Source organism: Marinobacterium sp. xm-a-127, from assembly GCF_013283425.1.
Lineage (GTDB): Bacteria > Pseudomonadota > Gammaproteobacteria > Pseudomonadales > Balneatricaceae > Marinobacterium_E.
On the sequence record NZ_WBYH01000003.1, the window covers coordinates 75601 to 95775 of the forward strand.

General features: G+C 48.1%; 19 protein-coding genes and 5 tRNA genes. 12 read left to right on the top strand and 12 right to left on the bottom strand.

What is annotated here, in order from left to right:
• Positions 1 to 31: 31 nt before the first annotated feature.
• The 5 genes from pheS to XMA127_RS06325 all read left to right on the top strand — a co-directional run bounded on the left by pheS (position 32) and on the right by XMA127_RS06325 (position 4217).
• Positions 32 to 1015, top strand: coding sequence for a phenylalanine--tRNA ligase subunit alpha (pheS, locus tag XMA127_RS06305; protein WP_173483500.1), 984 nt, complete (start codon positions 32 to 34; stop codon positions 1013 to 1015).
• Positions 1016 to 1046: 31 nt separating this feature from the next.
• Positions 1047 to 3425: a phenylalanine--tRNA ligase subunit beta gene (gene pheT / locus XMA127_RS06310; protein WP_173494497.1), complete on the top strand. Its 2379-nt coding sequence runs from the start codon at positions 1047 to 1049 to the stop codon at positions 3423 to 3425.
• Positions 3426 to 3445: 20 nt separating this feature from the next.
• Positions 3446 to 3748, top strand: a complete 303-nt coding sequence (ihfA, locus tag XMA127_RS06315; protein WP_173482051.1) for an integration host factor subunit alpha — start codon at positions 3446 to 3448, stop codon at positions 3746 to 3748.
• Positions 3748 to 4095 (top strand): MerR family transcriptional regulator, encoded by a 348-nt coding sequence (locus tag XMA127_RS06320; RefSeq protein ID WP_173482050.1) that lies wholly within the window; start codon positions 3748 to 3750, stop codon positions 4093 to 4095. Before ihfA ends, XMA127_RS06320 begins: the two co-directional genes overlap by 1 nt.
• 45 nt (positions 4096 to 4140) lie before the next feature.
• Positions 4141 to 4217 (top strand) — tRNA-Pro (locus XMA127_RS06325).
• Between the two features lie 369 nt (positions 4218 to 4586).
• Here XMA127_RS06325 and XMA127_RS06330 read toward each other — a convergent pair.
• Positions 4587 to 5279, bottom strand: coding sequence for a tetratricopeptide repeat protein (locus tag XMA127_RS06330; protein WP_173484061.1), 693 nt, complete (start codon positions 5277 to 5279; stop codon positions 4587 to 4589).
• Positions 5279 to 6154 (bottom strand): HTH-type transcriptional activator IlvY, encoded by an 876-nt coding sequence (gene ilvY / locus XMA127_RS06335; protein ID WP_173484060.1) that lies wholly within the window; start codon positions 6152 to 6154, stop codon positions 5279 to 5281. Before ilvY ends, XMA127_RS06330 begins: the two co-directional genes overlap by 1 nt.
• 176 nt (positions 6155 to 6330) lie before the next feature.
• On the opposite strand from ilvY, the gene ilvC reads away from it, so the two are divergent.
• Positions 6331 to 7803: a ketol-acid reductoisomerase gene (ilvC, locus tag XMA127_RS06340; RefSeq protein ID WP_173483503.1), complete on the top strand. Its 1473-nt coding sequence runs from the start codon at positions 6331 to 6333 to the stop codon at positions 7801 to 7803.
• A gap of 97 nt (positions 7804 to 7900) precedes the next feature.
• Positions 7901 to 9346, top strand: a complete 1446-nt coding sequence (gene modF, locus XMA127_RS06345; protein ID WP_173481118.1) for a molybdate ABC transporter ATP-binding protein ModF — start codon at positions 7901 to 7903, stop codon at positions 9344 to 9346.
• A gap of 98 nt (positions 9347 to 9444) precedes the next feature.
• Here modF and XMA127_RS06350 read toward each other — a convergent pair whose 3' ends face one another.
• A complete protein-coding gene (locus tag XMA127_RS06350) occupies positions 9445 to 9849 on the bottom strand; it encodes a response regulator (protein ID WP_173481117.1) in 405 nt (134 codons plus the stop codon).
• A 115-nt stretch (positions 9850 to 9964) separates the two neighbouring features.
• Between XMA127_RS06350 and XMA127_RS06355 the strand changes: the two genes are divergently transcribed.
• Positions 9965 to 10531: a peroxidase-related enzyme gene (locus XMA127_RS06355; protein ID WP_173484059.1), complete on the top strand. Its 567-nt coding sequence runs from the start codon at positions 9965 to 9967 to the stop codon at positions 10529 to 10531.
• A gap of 11 nt (positions 10532 to 10542) precedes the next feature.
• A complete protein-coding gene (locus tag XMA127_RS06360; RefSeq protein ID WP_173484058.1) occupies positions 10543 to 10962 on the top strand; it encodes a DUF4426 domain-containing protein in 420 nt (139 codons plus the stop codon).
• Between the two features lie 3 nt (positions 10963 to 10965).
• On the opposite strand, the gene XMA127_RS06365 is transcribed toward XMA127_RS06360, so the two are convergent.
• From XMA127_RS06365 to XMA127_RS06390, 6 genes are all read right to left on the bottom strand, one after another.
• Complete coding sequence (locus tag XMA127_RS06365) at positions 10966 to 11448, bottom strand: universal stress protein (protein WP_173481114.1); 483 nt, start codon at positions 11446 to 11448, stop codon at positions 10966 to 10968.
• Positions 11449 to 11540: 92 nt separating this feature from the next.
• Positions 11541 to 11726: a DUF6726 family protein gene (locus XMA127_RS06370; protein WP_173484057.1), complete on the bottom strand. Its 186-nt coding sequence runs from the start codon at positions 11724 to 11726 to the stop codon at positions 11541 to 11543.
• 89 nt (positions 11727 to 11815) lie between these two features.
• Positions 11816 to 11891: transfer RNA gene (locus tag XMA127_RS06375), tRNA-Thr, on the bottom strand.
• Positions 11892 to 11900: 9 nt separating this feature from the next.
• Positions 11901 to 11977, bottom strand: a tRNA-Pro gene (locus tag XMA127_RS06380).
• Between the two features lie 18 nt (positions 11978 to 11995).
• Positions 11996 to 12072: transfer RNA gene (locus XMA127_RS06385), tRNA-Pro, on the bottom strand.
• 24 nt (positions 12073 to 12096) lie between these two features.
• Positions 12097 to 12172, bottom strand: a tRNA-Asn gene (locus XMA127_RS06390).
• A 154-nt stretch (positions 12173 to 12326) separates the two neighbouring features.
• Here XMA127_RS06390 and ycaO point away from each other — a divergent pair.
• From ycaO to XMA127_RS06405, 3 genes are all read left to right on the top strand, one after another.
• Complete coding sequence (ycaO, locus tag XMA127_RS06395) at positions 12327 to 14072, top strand: 30S ribosomal protein S12 methylthiotransferase accessory factor YcaO (RefSeq protein WP_173484056.1); 1746 nt, start codon at positions 12327 to 12329, stop codon at positions 14070 to 14072.
• Between the two features lie 465 nt (positions 14073 to 14537).
• Positions 14538 to 15536, top strand: coding sequence for an ArsJ-associated glyceraldehyde-3-phosphate dehydrogenase (locus XMA127_RS06400; protein ID WP_173484055.1), 999 nt, complete (start codon positions 14538 to 14540; stop codon positions 15534 to 15536).
• A 196-nt stretch (positions 15537 to 15732) separates the two neighbouring features.
• Complete coding sequence (locus XMA127_RS06405; RefSeq protein WP_173481110.1) at positions 15733 to 16380, top strand: LON peptidase substrate-binding domain-containing protein; 648 nt, start codon at positions 15733 to 15735, stop codon at positions 16378 to 16380.
• Between the two features lie 58 nt (positions 16381 to 16438).
• Here the strand turns inward: XMA127_RS06405 and XMA127_RS06410 are convergent, their stop codons facing one another.
• The 3 genes from XMA127_RS06410 to XMA127_RS06420 form a co-directional block, all read right to left on the bottom strand.
• Positions 16439 to 16858 carry a hypothetical protein gene (locus tag XMA127_RS06410; protein WP_173481109.1) on the bottom strand — a complete coding sequence of 140 codons (420 nt, stop codon included), beginning with the start codon at positions 16856 to 16858 and terminating at the stop codon, positions 16439 to 16441.
• Between the two features lie 90 nt (positions 16859 to 16948).
• Entirely contained in the window at positions 16949 to 17812 is an 864-nt protein-coding gene (locus XMA127_RS06415) for an RluA family pseudouridine synthase (protein WP_173481108.1), read from the bottom strand.
• A gap of 43 nt (positions 17813 to 17855) precedes the next feature.
• The gene (locus XMA127_RS06420; RefSeq protein ID WP_173484054.1) at positions 17856 to 20120 is read right to left on the bottom strand and encodes an Orn/Lys/Arg decarboxylase N-terminal domain-containing protein; all 2265 of its coding nucleotides are present in this window, start codon (positions 20118 to 20120) and stop codon (positions 17856 to 17858) included.
• Positions 20121 to 20175 lie beyond the last annotated feature (55 nt).

Below are 20175 nucleotides of genomic sequence, written 5' to 3' on the forward strand. Positions count from 1 at the left end.
TTGTATTTGGACCCAGAGAGTGGAGCCGTAAATGGAAAATCTTGACGCCCTGTTGGCGGAAGGAAAAGCCGCTGCTGAAGCAGCGAGCGATGTAAAAACTTTAGACGAAGTTCGTGTTCAGTACCTAGGTAAGAAGGGGCACCTTACCCAGCTATTGAAAGGGCTTGGTAAACTATCTAACGAAGAGCGTCCTGCTGCAGGTGCACGCATCAACGTGGCCAAAGAGGCGCTGTCCGATGTGCTGAATGCGCGTAAGAGCCTACTCGAAAATGCTGCACTTGAAGCGAAGTTGGCTGCAGAGAAGGTGGATGTCACGCTTCCTGGTCGTCAGCCAGAGTTGGGTGGCCTGCACCCAGTGACAAAAACGATGGATCGTATTGAAGCTTTCTTCAGTCGCATCGGTTACTCGGTAGAAGAGGGGCCTGAGATCGAAGATGATTACCACAACTTCGAAGCGCTCAACATTCCATCGCACCACCCAGCGCGTGCGATGCACGATACCTTCTATTTTGACGCTCACCGTCTGTTAAGAACCCACACTTCTCCAGTACAGGTTCGTACGATGGAGGCGCAGAAGCCGCCTATTCGTATTATCTGTCCAGGTCGTGTCTACCGTTGTGACTATGACCAGACCCACTCACCAATGTTCCATCAGGTTGAAGGTTTGATCATCGATAAGAACATCAGCTTTGCAGATCTTAAAGGTACGCTTGAACAGTTCTTACGTGAATTCTTTGAAGAGGATGTGCGTGTGCGTTTCCGTCCTTCCTACTTCCCATTTACTGAGCCTTCTATTGAAGTCGATATCGATCGCGGTGATGGTAAATGGCTAGAAGTACTAGGCTGTGGCATGGTTCATCCAAAAGTACTTGAGATGTCGGGTATCGACTCTGAAGAGTACACCGGATTTGCCTTTGGTATGGGGGTAGAGCGTTTCGCAATGCTGCGTTATGGCGTTGACGATCTACGACTATTCTTTGAAAACGATCTGCGCTTCCTAAGCCAGTTCAACTAATTCAGCCGATAGCAGACGAGAGTATTTAACTATGAAATTCAGTGAACAGTGGTTACGTGAACTGGTTCAGCCTGCCATCGATACGCAGGGTTTAGCGGATCAACTCAGCCTAGCAGGTTTAGAAGTTGATGAGATTGAGTCGGTTGCCAAAGAGTTTTCCGGTGTGGTTGTGGGTGAAGTTCTGAGTGCCGAGCAGCACCCAGATGCCGATAAACTGCGCGTATGTCAGGTAAGCGACGGTAGTGAGACCTTCCAAGTGGTGTGTGGTGCCCCCAACGCCCGTGCTGGAATCAAGACCGCTTTTGCAACGGTCGGTGCCGTTCTACCGGGTAACTTTAAGATTAAGAAAGCCAAGCTACGTGGTGTTGAATCCATGGGTATGCTCTGTGCTGAAGATGAGCTAGGCCTATCGGATGATCATGGCGGCATCATGGAGCTTCCAGCCGATGCTCCAGTCGGTCAGAGTGTCCGTGACTACCTTAATCTTGAAGATATGATTATCGATGTCGATTTGACGCCTAACCGTGGTGACTGCCTAGGTATGGTCGGTATGGCTCGTGAAGTGGGTGTATTGAATAAAGCCGCTGTGGCTGAGATCGATTGCTCTGCTGTTGCAGCAACCATTGGTGATACCGTTTCGATCGAGTTAGAAGCCGCTTCAGCTTGCCCTCGCTACTTGGGTCGTGTCATTCGTGGCATCGATATCAATGCACAGACGCCACGTTGGATGGTTGAGCGTTTAGAGCGTTCTGGCGTTCGCTCTATCGATCCTGTTGTCGATGTTACCAACTATGTGTTGCTTGAGTTAGGGCAGCCAATGCACGCTTTTGATCTGAATAAGATTGAAGGTGGTATTCGTGTTCGCATGGCCGAGCAGGGCGAAGCGCTAACACTGCTTGATGGCAGTGAGATTAAGCTGAACGCTGATACGCTAGTGATTGCCGATCACAATAAAGCAATTGCGATGGCGGGCATCATGGGGGGCGGTAACTCTGAAGTCTCTGAAGAGAGTAAAGATATTCTGCTTGAGTGTGCCTACTTTGACCCTATCGCGATTGCAGGTCGCGCACGAAACTATGGTCTGCATACGGATGCATCCCACCGTTACGAACGTGGTGTTGATTGGCAGTTACAGGCGCGTGCTATTGAGCGTGCGACAGCCTTGCTGATTGATATTGTCGGTGGTGAGGTTGGTCCGGTTATCCAGGCTGTATCTGAAACGAACTTGCCGAAGCCGGTCGCACTTGAACTGCGTCACCAGCGTGTCACTGATATGTTGGCACTTGAAATTCCAGCGGCAGAGATCGAAGAGATCCTAACGCGTCTAGGTCTTCAGTTGCGTGCTAATGGCGATGGCTCATGGATGGTTGCGGTTCCTAGCTACCGTTTTGATATCAGCATCGAAGTTGATCTGATTGAAGAGATTGCACGCGTTTACGGCTACAACAATCTGCCGTCTAACACACCCCGTGCCGAGCTTCCTCTGCCCTCAATCAAAGAGTCGAAACTAACGGCAAGCACCCTGCGTCGTCATTTGGTCTCTCGTGGATACCAAGAGGCGATTACCTACAGCTTCATCGAAGCGGGTCTAGCAAAACAGTTTGACGATCAGAATGAAGCGGTAGCGCTTGCTAACCCTATCTCTGCTGAAATGGCGGTTATGCGTACCACTATCTGGCCAGGTCTCTCTAAAGCAGTTGCTTATAACCAAGCGCGTCAACAGAGTCGAGTGCGTCTGTTCGAGATTGGTCAGTGTTTTATTGCCAATGGTGATGAGCTTGAACAAGAGAACAGCCTAGCGGGTATTATTTCGGGTAACCGTTCACCAGAATCGTGGATGGGTAAGAGCGACAAGGTCGATTTCTTTGATATCAAAGGTGATCTGGAATCCTTGTTTTCTTTGGGTGGCGATGCGAGCCAGTTTAAGCTGGTTGCCGATACTCACCATGCCCTTCACCCAGGTCAGTCAGCTCGCATTGAGAAGGCGGGCGTGACAGTGGGTTGGGTTGGTGCGATGCACCCAAGCTTACAGAAGAGCTTAGATCTTGCAGGTCCAGTCTATCTATTCGAGATGAAGCTATCATCTCTGTTGGAAGGGCGTCTACCTCGTTTTGCATCCCTCTCTAAATTCCCAGAGTCACGTCGTGATTTAGCGATGGTGATCGGTGCAGAGGTGAGCTTTGACTCGGTTCGTTCTATTGCGCAGTCAGAGGGCGGTGAGTTCCTAAAAGAGGTCATCCTATTTGACGTATATACCGGCCAAGGTATTGATGATGGACAAAAAAGTCTTGCTCTTGGCTTGACCTGGCAGCACCCATCGCGCACTCTTAACGAAGAAGAGATCAATGCATCAGTGCAAGCGGTCGTTGAAAAACTGACCTCTGATCTAGGTGCAGTATTGCGAGATTAAACCTAATAAAGGGGTTTGGTATGAGTGCGTTAACAAAAGCGGATATGGCAGAGCGTCTTTTTGAAGAACTCGGTCTAAACAAACGCGAAGCGAAAGAGATGGTTGAATCGATGTTCGATGAGATCAAAGAGAGTCTTTCGCATAACGAGCATGTCAAACTCTCGGGTTTTGGTAATTTTGATCTACGCGATAAGCGACAGCGTCCTGGACGTAACCCTAAGACGGGTGAAGAGGTGCCTATCTCTGCCCGTCGAGTGGTAACCTTCCGTCCGGGGCAAAAGCTTAAAGAGCGAGTAGAGCTGCATTCAGCTAAGCAACAATAATGTCGAGCGATCTTCCTACCATCCCAACCAAGCGTTACTTTACGATTGGTGAAGTCAGCAAGTTGTGTGATCTAAAGCCTCATGTGCTTCGCTACTGGGAGCAAGAGTTCGAACAAATTGAGCCGGTTAAACGCAGTAATCGCCGCTACTATCAGCACCAAGACATTCTTCTGATTCGTGAAATCAAGGGCCTTCTCTACGAACAAGGCCTTACTATTGCTGGAGCAAAACAGTATCTGACAGCAGGTAATACACACGATGATCAAGGGCGGTATAAGCAGTTGATTCGCCAATCGATTACCGAGCTGGAAGATATTCTTAAATCGATGAGAATTAACGCCAACTAGGCTTTAAACCCGAAAGCGCATCCTGTAACATGCGCGCCAAGTTTCCGGAATGTAGCGCAGCCTGGTAGCGCACCTGCATGGGGTGCAGGGGGTCGGAGGTTCGAATCCTCTCATTCCGACCATACAAACACAAAGGGCCACCCGTTAGGGTGGCCCTTTGTGTTTCTGGTGACTGGCTTTAGCCTGTCATCCGCTGTTGGCTTAAATGGACCCTCTGGAAAACGCTCATAAAGCCGATGACAGACTGAAGTCAGTCACGTCGCAGGCGATCAAAGCGCGGCCCCGAAGGGGCGAAATACAGGGGTGTATTTCGTAATCCTCTCATCTCAAATTCGCGACTTTTCGCTGTGCTCAAAATCGCTCCAACAGGAATAAAGTCACCCGTTAGGGTGGCCCTTTGTGTTTTCCGGTGACTGGCTTTAGCCTGTCATCCGCTGTCCGGTTAATTGGGTTGTCTGGAAAACGCTCATAGAGCCGATGACAGACTGAAGTCAGTCACGGGGGCTGCGAGACAGGGTGATGAGTTGTTCTTCTAGTATCCCTCTAATCTCAGGGGCTATATCTTCAATCAAGCGCCTATTAATCTCAATTGCTAGCCATTTGGAAGATCCCTCCTTGAAGGCGATCTCAAAGTGTTCAGACGCTTTGTTGACGTCTTTAGCAACGACTCTTCCAGTGAGGTAGTAGTAGCCTAGATTCCAGTGCGCGAAGGCGTGTTTTTTGGAAGCTGCGCCTTGGTATAGCTTAAACGCTCTCTCCCAATCGATCTCGGTACCTTCCCCGTTTTCGACCATCTGCGCTAAGTTGAACTGTGCGTTGGGTCCGCCTTTTTCAGCGGCTTGTGAAATGAGCTGATAGGCCAGTGCTGTCTGTTTCGGTACGCCAGGGTGTCCCTCCCGGTACATCTTTCCCAATCGAAAGGTTGCACCATTAAAGCCGGCCTCCGAGGCGCGTTTGAAATAGGATTCAGCCTTAACAGGATCTTGTTCCAGCCCTTTACCAAACAGATACATATAACCAAACAGAAAATTGCCTCTGGGGTCTTCATTGAGCTGAATATCACGAGCACCGGCGATAGCTTCTGAATACTGTTCACTGAACAGTGCTTGCCAGGTCTCCCTGAAACTGGCGGCTTGAAGAGGAGTGGTGAGAAGCAGAAATGCAACAGCGATCAGTTTCATCATTAGCTTAGCTCCCAGAACGCTTCAATCAATGGGTTTTTTAAGCTACGTGTTAGTGTAAATAGTCCGATCTCATAGGGTTTTAGAGCGGGTTGTACATCCAGTATTCTGATTCGCTCGACCAGTGGACTGTTATCCAAAACAATTTTGGGCACGACACCAATGCCGAACCCCAAGCTCACCATGCTGACGATCGCCTCGTTACCTGCAACCTGAGCATAGATATTGGGTGTGATGCCTTGCTCGTTTAACCAGTCGTCGACCCGACTTCGAGCAACACCCGCTTCAGAGAGAATCATAGGGGTGCTCTGCCAATCCTCAACATTTTGTGGTGAGCTGTTGGGTAAGTTGGGTTGTGCCTCTGCCGGTGCAATAAATACTAAGGGAGATTGGGTAATCGGTTTAAATGAGAGGCTTTTGCTCAGGTTGTCGGGTTGAGCGGCAATGGTGATCTCCTCTATACCCTCTTGGATACGTGCAATGGCGCGATCAGGGTCCCCTGTATGAAGCTTAATTTCGATATGCGGATGTACTTGGCGAAAGCGGTTTAACAATTCGTACAGGAAGCTGTAACTAGCTGTTACCGAGCAGTAGATACTGATCTCACCGCTGAGCTGTCCTGTTTTGTCCGTCAATTCGCTGCGAATAATATTCCACTGACTGTAAGTTTCGCGGGCGTACTGTAGAAAGCGTTGCCCCTCTTGGGTAAGAACTACAGTCCGATTATCACGTTTGAACAGTTCTACGCCCAGCTCCTCTTCGAGTTGGCGAATGTTTCGAGAGAGGGCTGATAGACTGACATGGCACTCTTCACTGGCCCGTCCAAAGTGCAGAGTGTCGGCCAATGCTAAAAACTGTTTCAGATTCTTTAAATTCATGGGGTTAGTCTATCTAAATTGTCTATTGTTGCGCAAATCGGGATGTTGTGTTGCAAATATATCAATTTAAGAAACTATTGGTTTTGCTTATAATCTGCCCACTTTGATTAGAACTCTAGTCAGTTGTCCGTGTCGTTCAACGACGCACCTCCCAATTAAATTAGGATCTGTTTAGCATGGCTAACTACTTCAATACACTGCCACTACGTGAGCAGCTAGCGGAACTGGCAAAGTGCCGTTTCATGGATATGTCTGAATTTGCTGATGGCGTTGAAGCGCTTAAAGGCAAAAAAATGGTTGTAATAGGTTGTGGTGCGCAAGGCCTTAACCAGGGTCTTAACCTACGCGACTCAGGCCTAGATGTCTCTTACGCTCTGCGTCCTGAAGCGATTGCTGAAAAGCGTCAGTCATGGAAAAACGCAACGGACAACGGTTTCACTGTTGGTACTTACGAAGAGCTTATTCCTACTGCAGACGTCGTACTTAACCTAACTCCAGATAAGCAGCACACAGCCGTTGTTAACGCGGTGATGCCTCTGATGAAAGAGGGCGCTTGCCTATCTTACTCACACGGTTTCAACATCGTTGAAGAGGGTATGCAGATCCGTGACGACCTAACCGTTATCATGGTTGCACCTAAGTGTCCTGGTTCAGAAGTACGTGCTGAGTACGTGCGTGGCTTCGGTGTACCTACACTGATCGCGGTTCACGAAGATAACGATCCTAAGGGTGAAGGTCTAGCACTGGCTAAAGCTTACGCTGTAGGTACTGGCGGTCACAAAGCGGGCGTTCTAATGTCATCGTTCATCGCAGAAGTTAAGTCTGACCTTATGGGTGAACAGACTATCCTTTGTGGTATGTTGCAGACTGGTTCGATCCTATGTTTCGACAAGATGGTTGAAGAGGGTATCGACGCTGGTTACGCATCTAAGTTGATTCAGTACGGTTGGGAAACCATCACTGAAGCACTTAAGTACGGCGGCGTTACCAACATGCTAGACCGTCTATCTAACCCAGCTAAGATCAAGTGTTTCGACCTTGCTGAAGAGCTAAAAGTGATCATGCGTCCGCTTTACAACAAGCACCAGGATGACATCATCGACGGCACTTTCTCACGTGTCATGATGGAGGATTGGGCGAACGATGACGCTAATCTTCTTAAATGGCGTGCAGAGACTGCAGAGACTAACTTCGAGAAGACTCCAGCAGGCGACGTAGAGATCTCTGAGCAAGAGTACTTCGACAAAGGCATCCTTATGGTTGCTATGGTCAAAGCAGGTGTTGAGCTTGCATTCGAAACAATGACGGCTGCTGGTATCATCGCTGAGTCTGCGTACTACGAGTCACTTCACGAGACTCCACTAATCGCAAACACTATCGCTCGTAAGAAGCTTTACGAAATGAACGCAACAATCTCTGATACTGCAGAGTACGGCTGTTACCTATACAACCACGCGTGTGTTCCGCTACTAGCTGACTTCATGAAGGGCATCAAGTCTGACGTTATCGGTAAAGGCCTAGATCTTGACGACAACGGCGTAGATAACGCTCGTCTAATCGAAGTTAACGCTGCACTACGCGCTCACCCAGTTGAAGCGATCGGTACAGTTCTTCGTGGCCACATGGCTGACATGAAGAAGATCGTTTAATTTTAGATAAAATTTAAACGACTCAAAGCCGAGTGCCTCGCAAGGAGTACTCGGCTTTATGCTTTTTATAAACTCTATTTGTTGATTAGGAATCCCCATGTCGACATCCATTCACATTGAAAACCTTGACGTAAACTTTGATGAACGCTTTGACCTTAAAGGGGTCGATTGGACCATTGAGCCCAATCAGCATTGGGTCATCACCGGTACCAATGGTTCTGGTAAGTCGGCGCTTGCAGCGGTGTTAGCAGGGTTTGGTGATGCATTGAATGGATCCATAGAGGGAGTCCCAAATAGAGTTGGACTCGTTTCATTCGAAGCTCAGGCAGAGTTGATCAAACAGGAGCTTAAAAAGGATGACGCCGATATTTTAGATGTCATCTCAGAAGGAACCCCCGTTCGGGAAATGATCTTTGAGCATTGTGAAGATCAACTGTTAGCGGCTGAATTAGTCGAGCAGTTCGGTTTGTCGCCGCTGTTGGATAGAGCATTCCGCAAGCTTTCGACCGGTGAGAGCCGCAAGATGATGTTGGTCCGTGCGTTGGCCAATAACCCAGAGCTTCTTATTTTAGATGAGCCATTTGATGGGTTAGATGCTGATACGCTTGCGATGCTGCAGCAGCATTTAGCCAGCATCATTGATACCACGCCGATGATACTGGTGTTAAACCGCTTCGACGAAATGCCTGATTTTATTACTCATGTTGCCTACATGGAGAAGGTGGGTAACGATGCGGGACGTCTAGCATTTCAGGTCGATCGCAGCGATGAATCGGCTTATGCAGAGCTATACCAACTGCTTCACTTGAAAACGACAGATCTAGAGGTTCCACCGGCGGATCCTGCTAACCCGCTTCCAGAACTGAATCCGAATGATCCACTGGTCAAACTGACCGATATCTCGATCAAATACAGTGATGCAGTAATTGTTGAGGGCTTCAACTGGACGATAAATCCTGGCCAACATTGGCAACTGAGCGGTCCAAACGGCAGTGGTAAAACAGGTGTGCTCTCATTGATTACTGGCGATCACCCGCAGTGTTACGTCAACGACATCTTTGTGTTCGGTTTTCAGCGCGGTAACGGCGAGAGTATCTGGCAGATTAAGCAGTTTATTGGTTATGTGTCGACCGCACTGCAATGGGAGTATCGTGTCAGCATCAGTTGTAAAAATGTCATTATCTCGGGCTTCTTTGACAGCATTGGTATGTACACCAAATCAACCGATAATCAGAAGATGATTGCCGATCAGTGGCTTGCACTGCTGGGTATGCAGGATCGCGCCGATGTGCCGTTCAACAAGCTCTCTTACGGTGATCAGCGACTCTTGTTGATTGCGCGCGCCATGGTAAAACATCCACCGCTATTAATTCTGGATGAGCCCTGTCTAGGGCTAGATGATATGAACCGACAGTTGGTATTGGCTCTGATTGAGAAGATCTGTGAGGGTAACGAGACGACCGTCTTGTATGTAAACCACCACGCTGAAGATCAAATCAAAGGGATAGAGCACTTTATGGCGATGCAGAAACGCCAATCCTAATCCGTTAACGAACCACCCATAGTGCAATGAGTAGTGCGGTTGGAATAAGATTTTTAGTAGTTATTGACGGTCCAATATACCTGTGTACGCAATGTTTCTTAAGAGTGGGGATTAAATGAAATATCCAGAAGCCCGCGAATGCGCTGTGACAAAGCTTGTGCTGATAGACCTTTTTTACACACCACGGTAGCACCAGCACTGTAGGCAATTCGCTCCATTTCTGGATCAGCGTGTGATGACAGAACAAAGACAGGTATTTTATGTTCGCTCAAATCATGGCGGATATAACGGGTAATCTCGATACCGTTCATTGAATACATGACAATGTCGACAACCACTAGATCTGGCAGTTGACAGGTGTCACTCAATTTATGAAGCGCCTGTTCGCCACTTTTTGCGACATTTACATCTGCTAATGTATCTAGAGCTCCACTGATGAAATCTTGAGAAAACTCATCGTCATCAACAATTAGTACTCTTGGCTTCCGGGTGTTGTCTGTCATTTTTTTATCTACTTTATGCTATGAATTCATCCTAGCACTGATTGAATCAGTTCAATACTGCACAGATCATGTTTCTGGTATAAATAGGAAAAATTTAGAATAAGAGTCTCTTCTAATGAGTAATCAGATTAGTGTTTTTAGTACCCCGGATATAAGTGATCTACCTGAAGATATCCGTGATCTTATTTTAACGGTTCAGGAAAAGTCCGGTTTCGTTCCTAATGTTTTTCTGGCATTGGCTAGGAGGCCAGACGAGTTTCGTGCGTTCATTGCTTATCATGATGCGCTTATGGAGCGGGAATCAGGGCTGACAAAGGCTGAACGTGAGATGATTGTGGTGGCCACTAGCAGCCTGAACCAATGCCAATATTGTGTCGTTGCGCACGGCGCAATTTTGAGAATACGTGCGAAAAATCCATTGATTGCCGATCAGATAGTTGCCAACTACCGTAAAGCAGATATTACTGGCCGCCAGCGCGCCATGTTGGACTTTGCCATGAAGGTCGCTCAATCAGCTAATGAGGTCGGTGAGGCAGACTTTGATAGGCTGCATGCTCAGGGGTTCAGTGATGATGATATTTGGGATATCACGTCAATCACAGGGTTGTTTGGCTTCTCTAATCGCATGGCCAATGTCATGAGTTTGCGCCCTAATGATGAATTTTACAGTTTAGGTCGCTAGTAAGGATTGTTATGAAAAAACAGGTAATTGCTTCACTATTTGTTGGCTCTTTAACCCTAGTTTCAAGCGGAGTATGGGCAGAAGATTGTAAGGTTAAAACCTATGTTTCAGCGAGTGAAGAGCTTTCCGAACATGTAGCAGATCTATATGGATTCGAACGTAAGCCCTCATTGGGCTACTTGACGATCACTTGCGTTGATCCTGTGACTTTCGGTTCTTATCAATTTGAGGATCCAAAGGTAAGAGTGTCAGGATCAACAGGAGACGTGGTATTAGAGATGCGTGAGTTTTATGAAGGAATGCGCATCATGTACACCGCTAACTTTCCGTTCACCCATGGTGAGGTGACTCGATTCAGTGTTGTAACCGATCTCAAAGAGACAGACGCTCAACTCAATCATCAGTTTGAACAGCGTCTGTTTAATCGCTAACTATCAGCTTAAAGGGACGATCAACACGGGTATTACACTGTGGCTCATGACTTTGCGTGACGTTGAGCCCAGTAACATGTGCTGAAGGGTCGCATGGGTCCGAACACCCATGACAATCATATCCGCATTGATCTTGTCAGCTGTATCGATGATGACTTGCCAAGGGGTGCCTTGATCGACGCAAGTGGCAATGTCGCTCGGATTAATGGACCCTTCTGGAACCTCGTCCTCGCAAAACGCTTTGATGCGTTGTTCCACTTTTTCCATCAAACGGGCAGAGCCACTTCTCTCTAACTCATTAAGCTCATCACGATCGATGACATTTTGTAGAACAGCAGCTGCGCCGTCACTGATCTTCTCTACGGCGTGCAAGTAGGTGAGTTTGGCATCGTACAGCTCGGCGAGTTTAACAGCGTGTCGAAACGCAGGGCGTGAGCCATCATTAATGTCTGATGCGTAAAGAATATTGTTTACGGCAGGTAGCATAACACTCTCCAGATTGGGTCTTATGCCTGTACTTTAGAGAGTGTTTGGCAGGGTGTCAGAAAAAGAACATCTTTGTCTGATTTAGAGCAATTTTAGATCGGGATTTTGTCAATTCCATCCGCCACGGTGTCGATTGACTCGTCAATTGGGTCACCGACCACGGGTACGACAGAGATGATTGCCCCACCAACGCGCATAGGCACCGTCACGACTTTAGTAAGTACACAGCCTTGAAGAGTCAGGGCTGCAAGGAATAAGGTAATGAGCTTAATATTCATGCGAGCACTATACCTTAAAAATGTTTATAAAAGTGGCTATATTCTCAGAGTGCTTAAAGAAAAAATGAACGGAGATAAGAGGTAGTAAATGGTGCCGGCACCAAGAGTCGAACTCGGGACCTACTGATTACAAGTCAGTTGCTCTACCAACTGAGCTATACCGGCACAAAGAGATGGTCGGAGTAGTAGGATTCGAACCTACGACCCTCTGCTCCCAAAGCAGATGCGCTACCAGGCTGCGCTATACTCCGACAAGGAGTGAGAAAAAGTGGTCGGAGTAGTAGGATTCGAACCTACGACCCTCTGCTCCCAAAGCAGATGCGCTACCAGGCTGCGCTATACTCCGACTTTTTCTCTTGTTGAGTAAAGTTGGCTCCTCGAGCTGGACTCGAACCAGCGACCAATAGATTAACAGTCTACTGCTCTACCAACTGAGCTATCGAGGAACTGTTTGCTCAACTGAGGGCGCATATACTAATTACGGGGCGGACCTTCGTCAAGCGCTCATTTGAACTTTTTCCTACTATTTCTTCAGGTATAATCTTTCGAATAAATAATAAGTTAGCTGACACCTCTGTTAGCCCACAAAGAGTACAAAAAATGACCAGAATTCCAGGAAAAGATGCCCCGCTTGAAGAGTCGATCGAGCGCATGAGTCAGGGGCTGAAGGAGCTTGGTTTTGACATAGAGGAGGTGAGTTGGCTCAATCCTGTGCCTCACGTCTGGTCACTGCACATTCGAGATCGTCACTGCCCACTGCTATTTACCAACGGTAAAGGGTCTACTCCGGAAGCCTGTCTTGCCAGTGCGCTGGGCGAGTTCTATGAACGATTGAGTACTAATTACTTTTTTGCCGATTACTTTTTCGGTCAAGACATTTCCGATCGTGAGTTTGTACACTATCCCAATGAACGCTGGTTCCCAGCCTCTGCAGGTCAATGGCCAGAAGGCCTGCTGGATCAAAACAGCCGAAATCACTACGACCCCGATGAGGAGCTCAGTGCCGATATGTTGGTCGACCTAAACTCGGGTCGAGCTGATAGAGGTGTGTGCGCTTTGCCATTTGTTCGTCAGTCGGATAAACAGACAGTCTGGTTTCCAGTCAATGTATTAGGAAATCTCTATGTCTCCAACGGTATGGCTGCCGGCAATAATCTCTTTGAAGCGCGCGTTCAAGCGCTGTCAGAGATTTTTGAGCGTCATATAAAAAACACCATTATCTCCAGTGGTATTACACTGCCGCGCATTCCGGCTAAGGTGATTGCACAATATCCTCGCATCGAAGCATCCATCAAAGCACTGCGTGTTCAAGGATTTTTGGTTGATGTGCGTGACGCCTCTCTAGGGGGAAAATACCCTCTGGTAAATGTCACGCTCTTTAATCGCAATGATGGTGGCTGTTTCGCTTCATTTGGTGCTCACCCTAAGTTTGAAGTGGCACTGGAGCGAACCGTCACTGAGTTGTTGCAGGGTAGGGCTTTGGACTCTCTGAACGATTTCCCGCACCCAACCTTTGATATTGATGAGGCGGCAGAGCCTCAAAACTTGGAGACGCACTTTATCGACTCCAGTGGGGTTGTCGCATGGGATATGTTCGCCGATGAGCCTGATTACCCCTTTACCGAGTGGAATATAGAGGGAAGTTCTGAGGATGAGTTTGACGAGCTCTGTCGAATCATTCATGGCGTAGATTTACAGATCTATATTGCTGACTATCAACACCTTGGGCTCGATTGTTGCAGGATTTTGGTCCCAGGGATGTCAGAGATCTATCCTGTTGATGAGTTAATTTGGCGAAACAACAATCTAGCTGCGCCTCTGCGATCACGACTGTTATCGCCCGCTCAACTTGATCAGGAGATGGCGTTGGATCTGTTGGAAGAGTTAGAGCAGGGTGGATTTGATGATCAACAGCGTCTTGCTAAGCTGTTAGGGGTCGCAACGGACTCTGATTCGCCCTGGGATCGTGTTCGCATTGGGGATATTAAGTTCAAGCTCGCGCTTAAGTCTGGCGAGTTAGAGTTAGCCCTAGAGCAAGTTGACTGGATGTTAAACTTTGGTCACCTAACAGACGATGAGATTAAATTGCACCGCTGTCTTTCTGAATTGATACGATTAGAGATAGATTCCAATCGTGAACGAGAACAGTATGAACGCCCATTGGTTGCGCTCTATGGTGAAGCGCTATACCAAGAAGCTCTGGCTAATATTGCTGGAGAGAAGCTGTTCGATGCTCTGTCCGGGCTTGATGAGACACTCTCTAACCTAAACACTCATCACTCTCTGCTAACAGTCTATAAGCGTTTGCATGATGTGAAGTCAGGTTCTTATGAAAAACGGTATTAAGACAATAGGGACAGTCAGCACAGTTGCGGTCGCAGAGGCTCTATTTAGATGCTAGTTTTAATTTGTGATTGTCCCTTGGCTGTCTAGTTCGATTCCTATTATTAGCAGCACAATTCAGCACCCGCAGTGGGTGCTTTTTTTTTCCACAAAAAAGGCCAGCATCCGCTGACCTTTTATCCTATGGGCAGTTAACCCTTATCGACCATTAACCTGCGATCAGTGAGCCTACAAAAATTAGGGCGGGTGAAATCGCGATCAGTAGAAAGACTAGATCCAGTGCCCATACAGTTGCCGGTGTGTGATCTTTTGAAATAGCAGCCATTTGCTTGCTCCTTCTGTTTGTTTGGTTAACTGTAGATTACGCCTTTCTAATATAGCCGCATTGATATGTGTCAAAAGATTCATTTGTCTTCAATTTGTAACAAAACGCTGAAATAATTCTGTCATCTTATGAAGGAGTATTTTATGCGCGTTGGTATCAATGGGTTTGGTCGAATGGGCCGTCTGACAGCTCGTGTACTGTTTGATAGTGCGGATGTGGAGATTGTTCAGATCAATGATCCCGCTGGGGATGCGGCAACCTTGGCTCACCTTATGAATTTCGATTCCGTTCATGGACGTTGGAGCAGAGAGGCACTTCCCGTTGATGGTGGCATGCAGGTGGCAGATCAGTTCATTGCCGTTAGCTCGCACAAGACCATTGATGAGACCAACTGGAGTGGCTGTGACCTGGTCATAGAGGCGTCAGGGAAGTTCAAATCAAAAGAGGCACTCCAGCCCTACCTTGATCAAGGGGTTAAGCGTGTCGTCGTCACTGCGCCGGTCAAGCAAGAGGGTGTGCTGGACTGTGTCATGGGGGTGAATGATGACCTATTTGACCCTGAGCAGCATCGAATTGTGACAGCCGCCTCTTGTACTACCAACTGTCTAGCACCTGCGGTGAAGGTAATTCATGAGAATTTAGGTATTAAACACGGTTCTATGACGACCATTCATGATATTACCAATACCCAGACTATTATTGATGCTCCGCACAAAGATCTGCGTCGTGCTCGCTCTTGTGGTACCAGTTTGATTCCCACCACAACCGGTTCGGCGACGGCAATTACGCATATATTCCCAGACCTAAAAGGTAAGTTGAACGGCCACGCGATACGTGTACCTCTAACCAATGCATCGATTACAGACTGTGTCTTTGAGGTCAACAGAGCGACCAGTGTTGAAGAGGTTAATCATTTGCTTAAATCCGCATCAGAGAGCTATTTAGCAGGCATTTTGGGCTATGAAGAGCGTCCACTGGTTTCGATCGATTACAAGACGGATCCTCGTTCAAGTGTCGTCGATGCGCTCTCGACCATGGTGGTTAACGACACTCAGGTGAAACTCTACCTCTGGTATGACAATGAGTGGGGCTACGCGAATCGTACTGCAGAGCTGGCCCTTAAAGTCGGTCTGGCGAAGTAAGTAGGGGATAGTTGGAGCGGTCTTAAAAAGGCCGCGACGCCAATCCAGGTCCAGTGACTGACTTTAGTCTGTCATCTGCACTATCATTTGGCACTATTTTGTAGAGCGGAAGACAGGCTGAAAGCCAGTCACCGAGTTTAAGTAGTCCGACCCTAATTGAGTTGCGTAATCTCTTTAACTACTTTAAGGAGGCTGCGTGACTCAAATCGCCATTTTTCCCATTCCCGACTGTGTCACCTTTCCTGGCACAGTGTTTCCGTTGCATGTATTTGAACCTCGTTACCGACAGATGATCAATCACTGTTTGGAGACAGGTATGCCGGTAGCGATTTGTCACACACAAAAAGAGATCAGTCCTGCCAAATCGGGATTGCCTCTGAAAGAGGCGTTGCAGACAAACCAAGCAACCTATCGACCCTACACAGTGTTTAGTGCTGGTCAGTGCGAGCTGATTAAGCAGTTAGATGATGGGCGTCTAGTGGTGGATGTCCATATCGATCAGCGATACCGTTTGGGTCAATCACTGCAGCAGATTCCCTACTCGGTGTATGAGTGTCAACCAATGGCTGATCGTGAGATGACTGAAGATGAGTTATCAGAAGCGATTGAGCTGGTTGATAAGGTGCGCCATCGTGTACTGGCAATGGTGCAAGGTGATAGCCGAGCGGCCAATAAATTGAGAGACATTCTCAATCAAGAGGAGTGGTTAACAAAATCGCCACAAGCGTTCAGTTTTGAGCTGTTTGGATTAATTCGATTTGATGCTCACTATTTGCAGCAAGCACTGGAGATGGAGAGTGCGGTGGAGCGACTCAGATTCACACTGGATTTAATGAATCGCTGACCTAGGGAATCTGCGAATAAGTTTCGCATCTTCTCTGCGGGACTTGTTCGCAGGTTTCTTACTCCCAAACTTCTCGGATAGGCTCTCCGAAATCGTCGTAAATGACTTTGCGTTTAGGTTTACTCAGTTTTCTAGCTAATTTAGGGCGCTCTTTGATTAGGCGTCTTGCATCGATGGTCTGCAACACACCCTCGCAGGGGGTTCTCGACTCGCGCGGTTTGCCGTCATTAAAGACGGGGCGTATCAGTCCTCCGTGCGGAACTCCACTCTGACCCTGAGGAATCTCTTTAACCTCGCCACCAGAGCGCAGAAAATCCTGAACTTGCTGTTCAAGCTCGGCGCGGATCTGGGCTTTGGTCTTTTTGTCGAACATGATTCCATCCAAATAGGTCAGCCGAGTATTGTAAGGCTTTGCGCAGTGGTTGGCGATATCTATTGAGTGGCTGGTCTGGCGGATGACAGGCTGAAAGCCAGTCACCGCAGCTCCGAAGCCAAGTCGCTAAACCAGTGACTGGCTTTAGCCTGTCATCTGCCCTTGATGCTACACCCAACTGTCTTGGCAATTTTGTTAAGGCGTTGCGTCAGACAACTCCGAGTTGCTGTGCTGTTTCAAAAACTCGTTGGAGAGTTCAAACGTGACTTTGCGGCGTTGAATAGGGCAGTTGAATGCCAATTTGACAGCAAATAACTGCATGCCTGCTAGGTTTTTGTTGTCACTTCCGTAGCGTGGATCACCCATAACAGGGTGGTCGATCTGATTGAGATGACGTCGGATCTGGTGTGTTCGCCCGGTCAGTATCTCTACATAGAGATCCGAATAGTCACGATCGGAGTTGTAGTGCAGTCGGGTGAATTTGGTATGGGCCGGTTTACCATCCAGTTTATTGATGATTTCACCGGACTCGGGTGCCTGGCCTGAGACAAGACAGCGGTAAAATTTTTCAACCTTACGGTTTTGGAATTCGCGCGAGATGGCGCCTGCAACACCCTGTTTATGAGCGATCACGATCAGACCTGCCGTTTCACGATCCAAACGGTGTATTAAAAACGAAGCGCGTTTCGGTTCAAGTGTTTGCTCGGCTAAACGAGTAATGGCAAGGTGATCACACCAGTCATTTCCCTGTGCAACCATACCGGCTGGTTTGAACCAGACAGAGTAACCTTGAGCATCCACCAAACATTGCGCGCCTTCTGGTTTACGGCCTAAGAGTTCAGAATCGTAAAAGAGAGAGATCCGATCGTTTTTTTGCAGAATCTCCTTGGCCTTACGCAGGCGCTTACGACCTTTTTGGCCACGCTTCAGCCAGCAGGCACCTTTACTCAGTGCGTCCTTAATTTTCTGTTTGGAGATTGCGGTCTCTTGCGCCAGAAAGTCGGTGACATTGCTGCCGGCTTGTTCAGTGGTGATGGATTTTTCGAACTCTATTTTCATAAAAATTCGGCACCCGAAGGTGCCGTTATCTCGTCTTGTTGAATCAGTCTTTTACGACATCGATGTAGTAGTGATCGACGCCGTTTATGTTCTCTCGCACTAGTCCGTGACAGTCTGTTTCGAAGCCAGGGAACTGGGCGTTAAATTCGCGAACAAACTTCAAGTAGTCAACGATGGTTGAGTTAAAGCGCTCACCCGGTATAAGCAGTGGTATGCCCGGTGGGTAAGGTGTCACGAGCATGGCGGTGGTTCGACCCTCTAGTTCATCGATTGAGACACGTTCAACTTCACGGTGCGCCATCTTCGACCAAGCATCTGCCGGTGTCATAGCAGGCTCAATCTTAGAGAGGTACATCTCTGTCGTGATTTTTGCGACATTGTACTTGCGGTAGATGTCGTGCAGTGAGTGACAAAGATCACGCAGACCAATGCGCTGATATTCAGGGTGCTGTGCGACAAATTCAGGCATAACCCGCCACATGGGTAGGTTGTTATCAAAGTCATCTTTGAACTGCTGAAGTTCAGTCACCATGGAGTTCCAGCGGCCCTTAGTGATGCCGATGGTGAACATGATGAAGAACGAATAGAGTCCCGTTTTTTCAATGATAATACCGTGCTCAGCAAGGTATTTACTGACAATCGCCGCCGGAATGCCGTGCTCATCAAACTCACCATGGATATTCAATCCAGGTGTGATAATGGTCGCCTTAATGGGGTCGAGCATGTTAAAGCCAGACTCGATCTTGCCAAAACCGTGCCAAGTGTCATCTTCATGGATGACCCAAGCATCACGATCGCCAAGACCTTCATCATCCCACTTCTGAGGTCCCCAAACTTTGAACCACCAGTCGTTCTCACCAAACTCTTTTTCGACCTTAACCATGGCACGACGGAAGTCGATCGCCTCGTACAGGGACTCCTCGACCAGTGCTGTACCACCGGGAGGCTCCATCATTGCAGCGGCAACATCACAAGAGGCGATGATCGCATACTGAGGGCTGGTCGATGAGTGCATCAGGTAGGACTCGTTGAATCGGAAGGTATCCAGCTTACGGTTCTTAGCGTCCTGCACTAGGATCTGAGAGGCCTGTGACAGACCTGCCAACAGCTTGTGCGTTGACTGTGTTGCAAACACCAGGGTGTCGTCAGAGCGTTCACGGCTCTCTGTGCCGCCAATCGCGTGCATGTGGTTGTAGAACTTGTGGAATGCTGCGTGAGGCAGCCAGGCCTCGTCAAAGTGCAGCGTATCAATGGTGTCGCCCAGCATCGATTTAATCGTCTCTACGTTGTAGAGAATGCCATCGTAGGTCGATTGCGTCAGTGTCAGTACACGAGGTTTTTTGTTCAGTGCTTCACGAGCAAAAGGGTTCTCTTCGATCTTGCGACGAATCGTCTCGGGATCAAACTCACTCTTTGGAATCGGTCCGATAATGCCGTAGTGGTTACGAGTTGGCATTAGGAAGACAGGGATCGCACCACACATGATGATCGAATGCAGAATCGATTTATGACAGTTACGATCCACTACCACAATATCGCCAGGGGCAACGGTTGAATGCCAGACCACTTTGTTCGACGTCGAGGTGCCGTTAGTGACAAAGAAGAGATGATCAGCGCCAAATATGCGTGCAGCACTCTGCTCTGAATCTGAAACAGGGCCTGTGTGGTCCAGAAGCTGTCCAAGCTCCTCAACCGCATTACAGACATCGGCACGCAGCATGTTCTCCCCGAAGAACTGGTGGAACATCTGCCCAACCGGACTTTTCAAGAAGGCAACACCGCCCGAGTGTCCTGGGCAGTGCCAAGAGTATGAAGAGTCGCTTGCGTAGTTCATCAACGCATTGAAGAACGGCGGTGCTAGTGATTCGAGGTACTTTTTCGCTTCACGAATAATGTGGCGTGCAACGAACTCGGCAGTGTCTTCGAACATATGGATGAAGCCGTGAAGCTCACGCAAAATATCATTCGTCACATGACGAGAGGTACGAGTTTCACCGTACAAGAAGATTGGGATCTCGTTATTACGCTTGCGAACTTCGCTAATAAAGTCGCGGATGTTATTCAGTACTTCGTCGGACAGATCATCCGTTTCACCCGAATCAAACTCCTCATCATCGACAGAGATGATGAAGCAGCTGGCGCGGCTCGCCTGTTGAGCAAATGCTGTAAGATCGCCGTAGCTGGTTAAGCCGACAACCTCCATACCCTCTTTTTCAATAGCGGCTGCAAGGTCACGAATGCCTGAGCCAGAGATGTTTTCAGAACGGAAATCTTCGTCAATGATGACGACAGGGAAACGAAATTTCATCCACAACGCCTTTAAGGTGGTGAAACGAATCCGCTTCGGTGAGATAGGTCACTCT

Excerpts from the sequence above, each read along its gene's own strand:
- ilvY (WP_173484060.1), bottom strand. The coding sequence starts at position 6,154 with ATGAATTTAAAGAATCTGAAACAGTTTTTAGCATTGGCCGACACTCTG.
- pheT (WP_173494497.1), top strand. The coding sequence starts at position 1,047 with ATGAAATTCAGTGAACAGTGGTTACGTGAACTGGTTCAGCCTGCCATC.
- XMA127_RS06355 (WP_173484059.1), top strand. The coding sequence starts at position 9,965 with ATGAGTAATCAGATTAGTGTTTTTAGTACCCCGGATATAAGTGATCTA.
- ycaO (WP_173484056.1), top strand. The coding sequence starts at position 12,327 with ATGACCAGAATTCCAGGAAAAGATGCCCCGCTTGAAGAGTCGATCGAG.
- ihfA (WP_173482051.1), top strand. The coding sequence starts at position 3,446 with ATGAGTGCGTTAACAAAAGCGGATATGGCAGAGCGTCTTTTTGAAGAA.
- ilvC (WP_173483503.1), top strand. The coding sequence starts at position 6,331 with ATGGCTAACTACTTCAATACACTGCCACTACGTGAGCAGCTAGCGGAA.
- XMA127_RS06420 (WP_173484054.1), bottom strand. The coding sequence starts at position 20,120 with ATGAAATTTCGTTTCCCTGTCGTCATCATTGACGAAGATTTCCGTTCT.
- XMA127_RS06350 (WP_173481117.1), bottom strand. The coding sequence starts at position 9,849 with ATGACAGACAACACCCGGAAGCCAAGAGTACTAATTGTTGATGACGAT.
- XMA127_RS06360 (WP_173484058.1), top strand. The coding sequence starts at position 10,543 with ATGAAAAAACAGGTAATTGCTTCACTATTTGTTGGCTCTTTAACCCTA.
- XMA127_RS06400 (WP_173484055.1), top strand. The coding sequence starts at position 14,538 with ATGCGCGTTGGTATCAATGGGTTTGGTCGAATGGGCCGTCTGACAGCT.
- XMA127_RS06370 (WP_173484057.1), bottom strand. The coding sequence starts at position 11,726 with ATGAATATTAAGCTCATTACCTTATTCCTTGCAGCCCTGACTCTTCAA.
- pheS (WP_173483500.1), top strand. The coding sequence starts at position 32 with ATGGAAAATCTTGACGCCCTGTTGGCGGAAGGAAAAGCCGCTGCTGAA.
- modF (WP_173481118.1), top strand. The coding sequence starts at position 7,901 with ATGTCGACATCCATTCACATTGAAAACCTTGACGTAAACTTTGATGAA.
- XMA127_RS06415 (WP_173481108.1), bottom strand. The coding sequence starts at position 17,812 with ATGAAAATAGAGTTCGAAAAATCCATCACCACTGAACAAGCCGGCAGC.
- XMA127_RS06330 (WP_173484061.1), bottom strand. The coding sequence starts at position 5,279 with ATGATGAAACTGATCGCTGTTGCATTTCTGCTTCTCACCACTCCTCTT.
- XMA127_RS06365 (WP_173481114.1), bottom strand. The coding sequence starts at position 11,448 with ATGCTACCTGCCGTAAACAATATTCTTTACGCATCAGACATTAATGAT.
- XMA127_RS06320 (WP_173482050.1), top strand. The coding sequence starts at position 3,748 with ATGTCGAGCGATCTTCCTACCATCCCAACCAAGCGTTACTTTACGATT.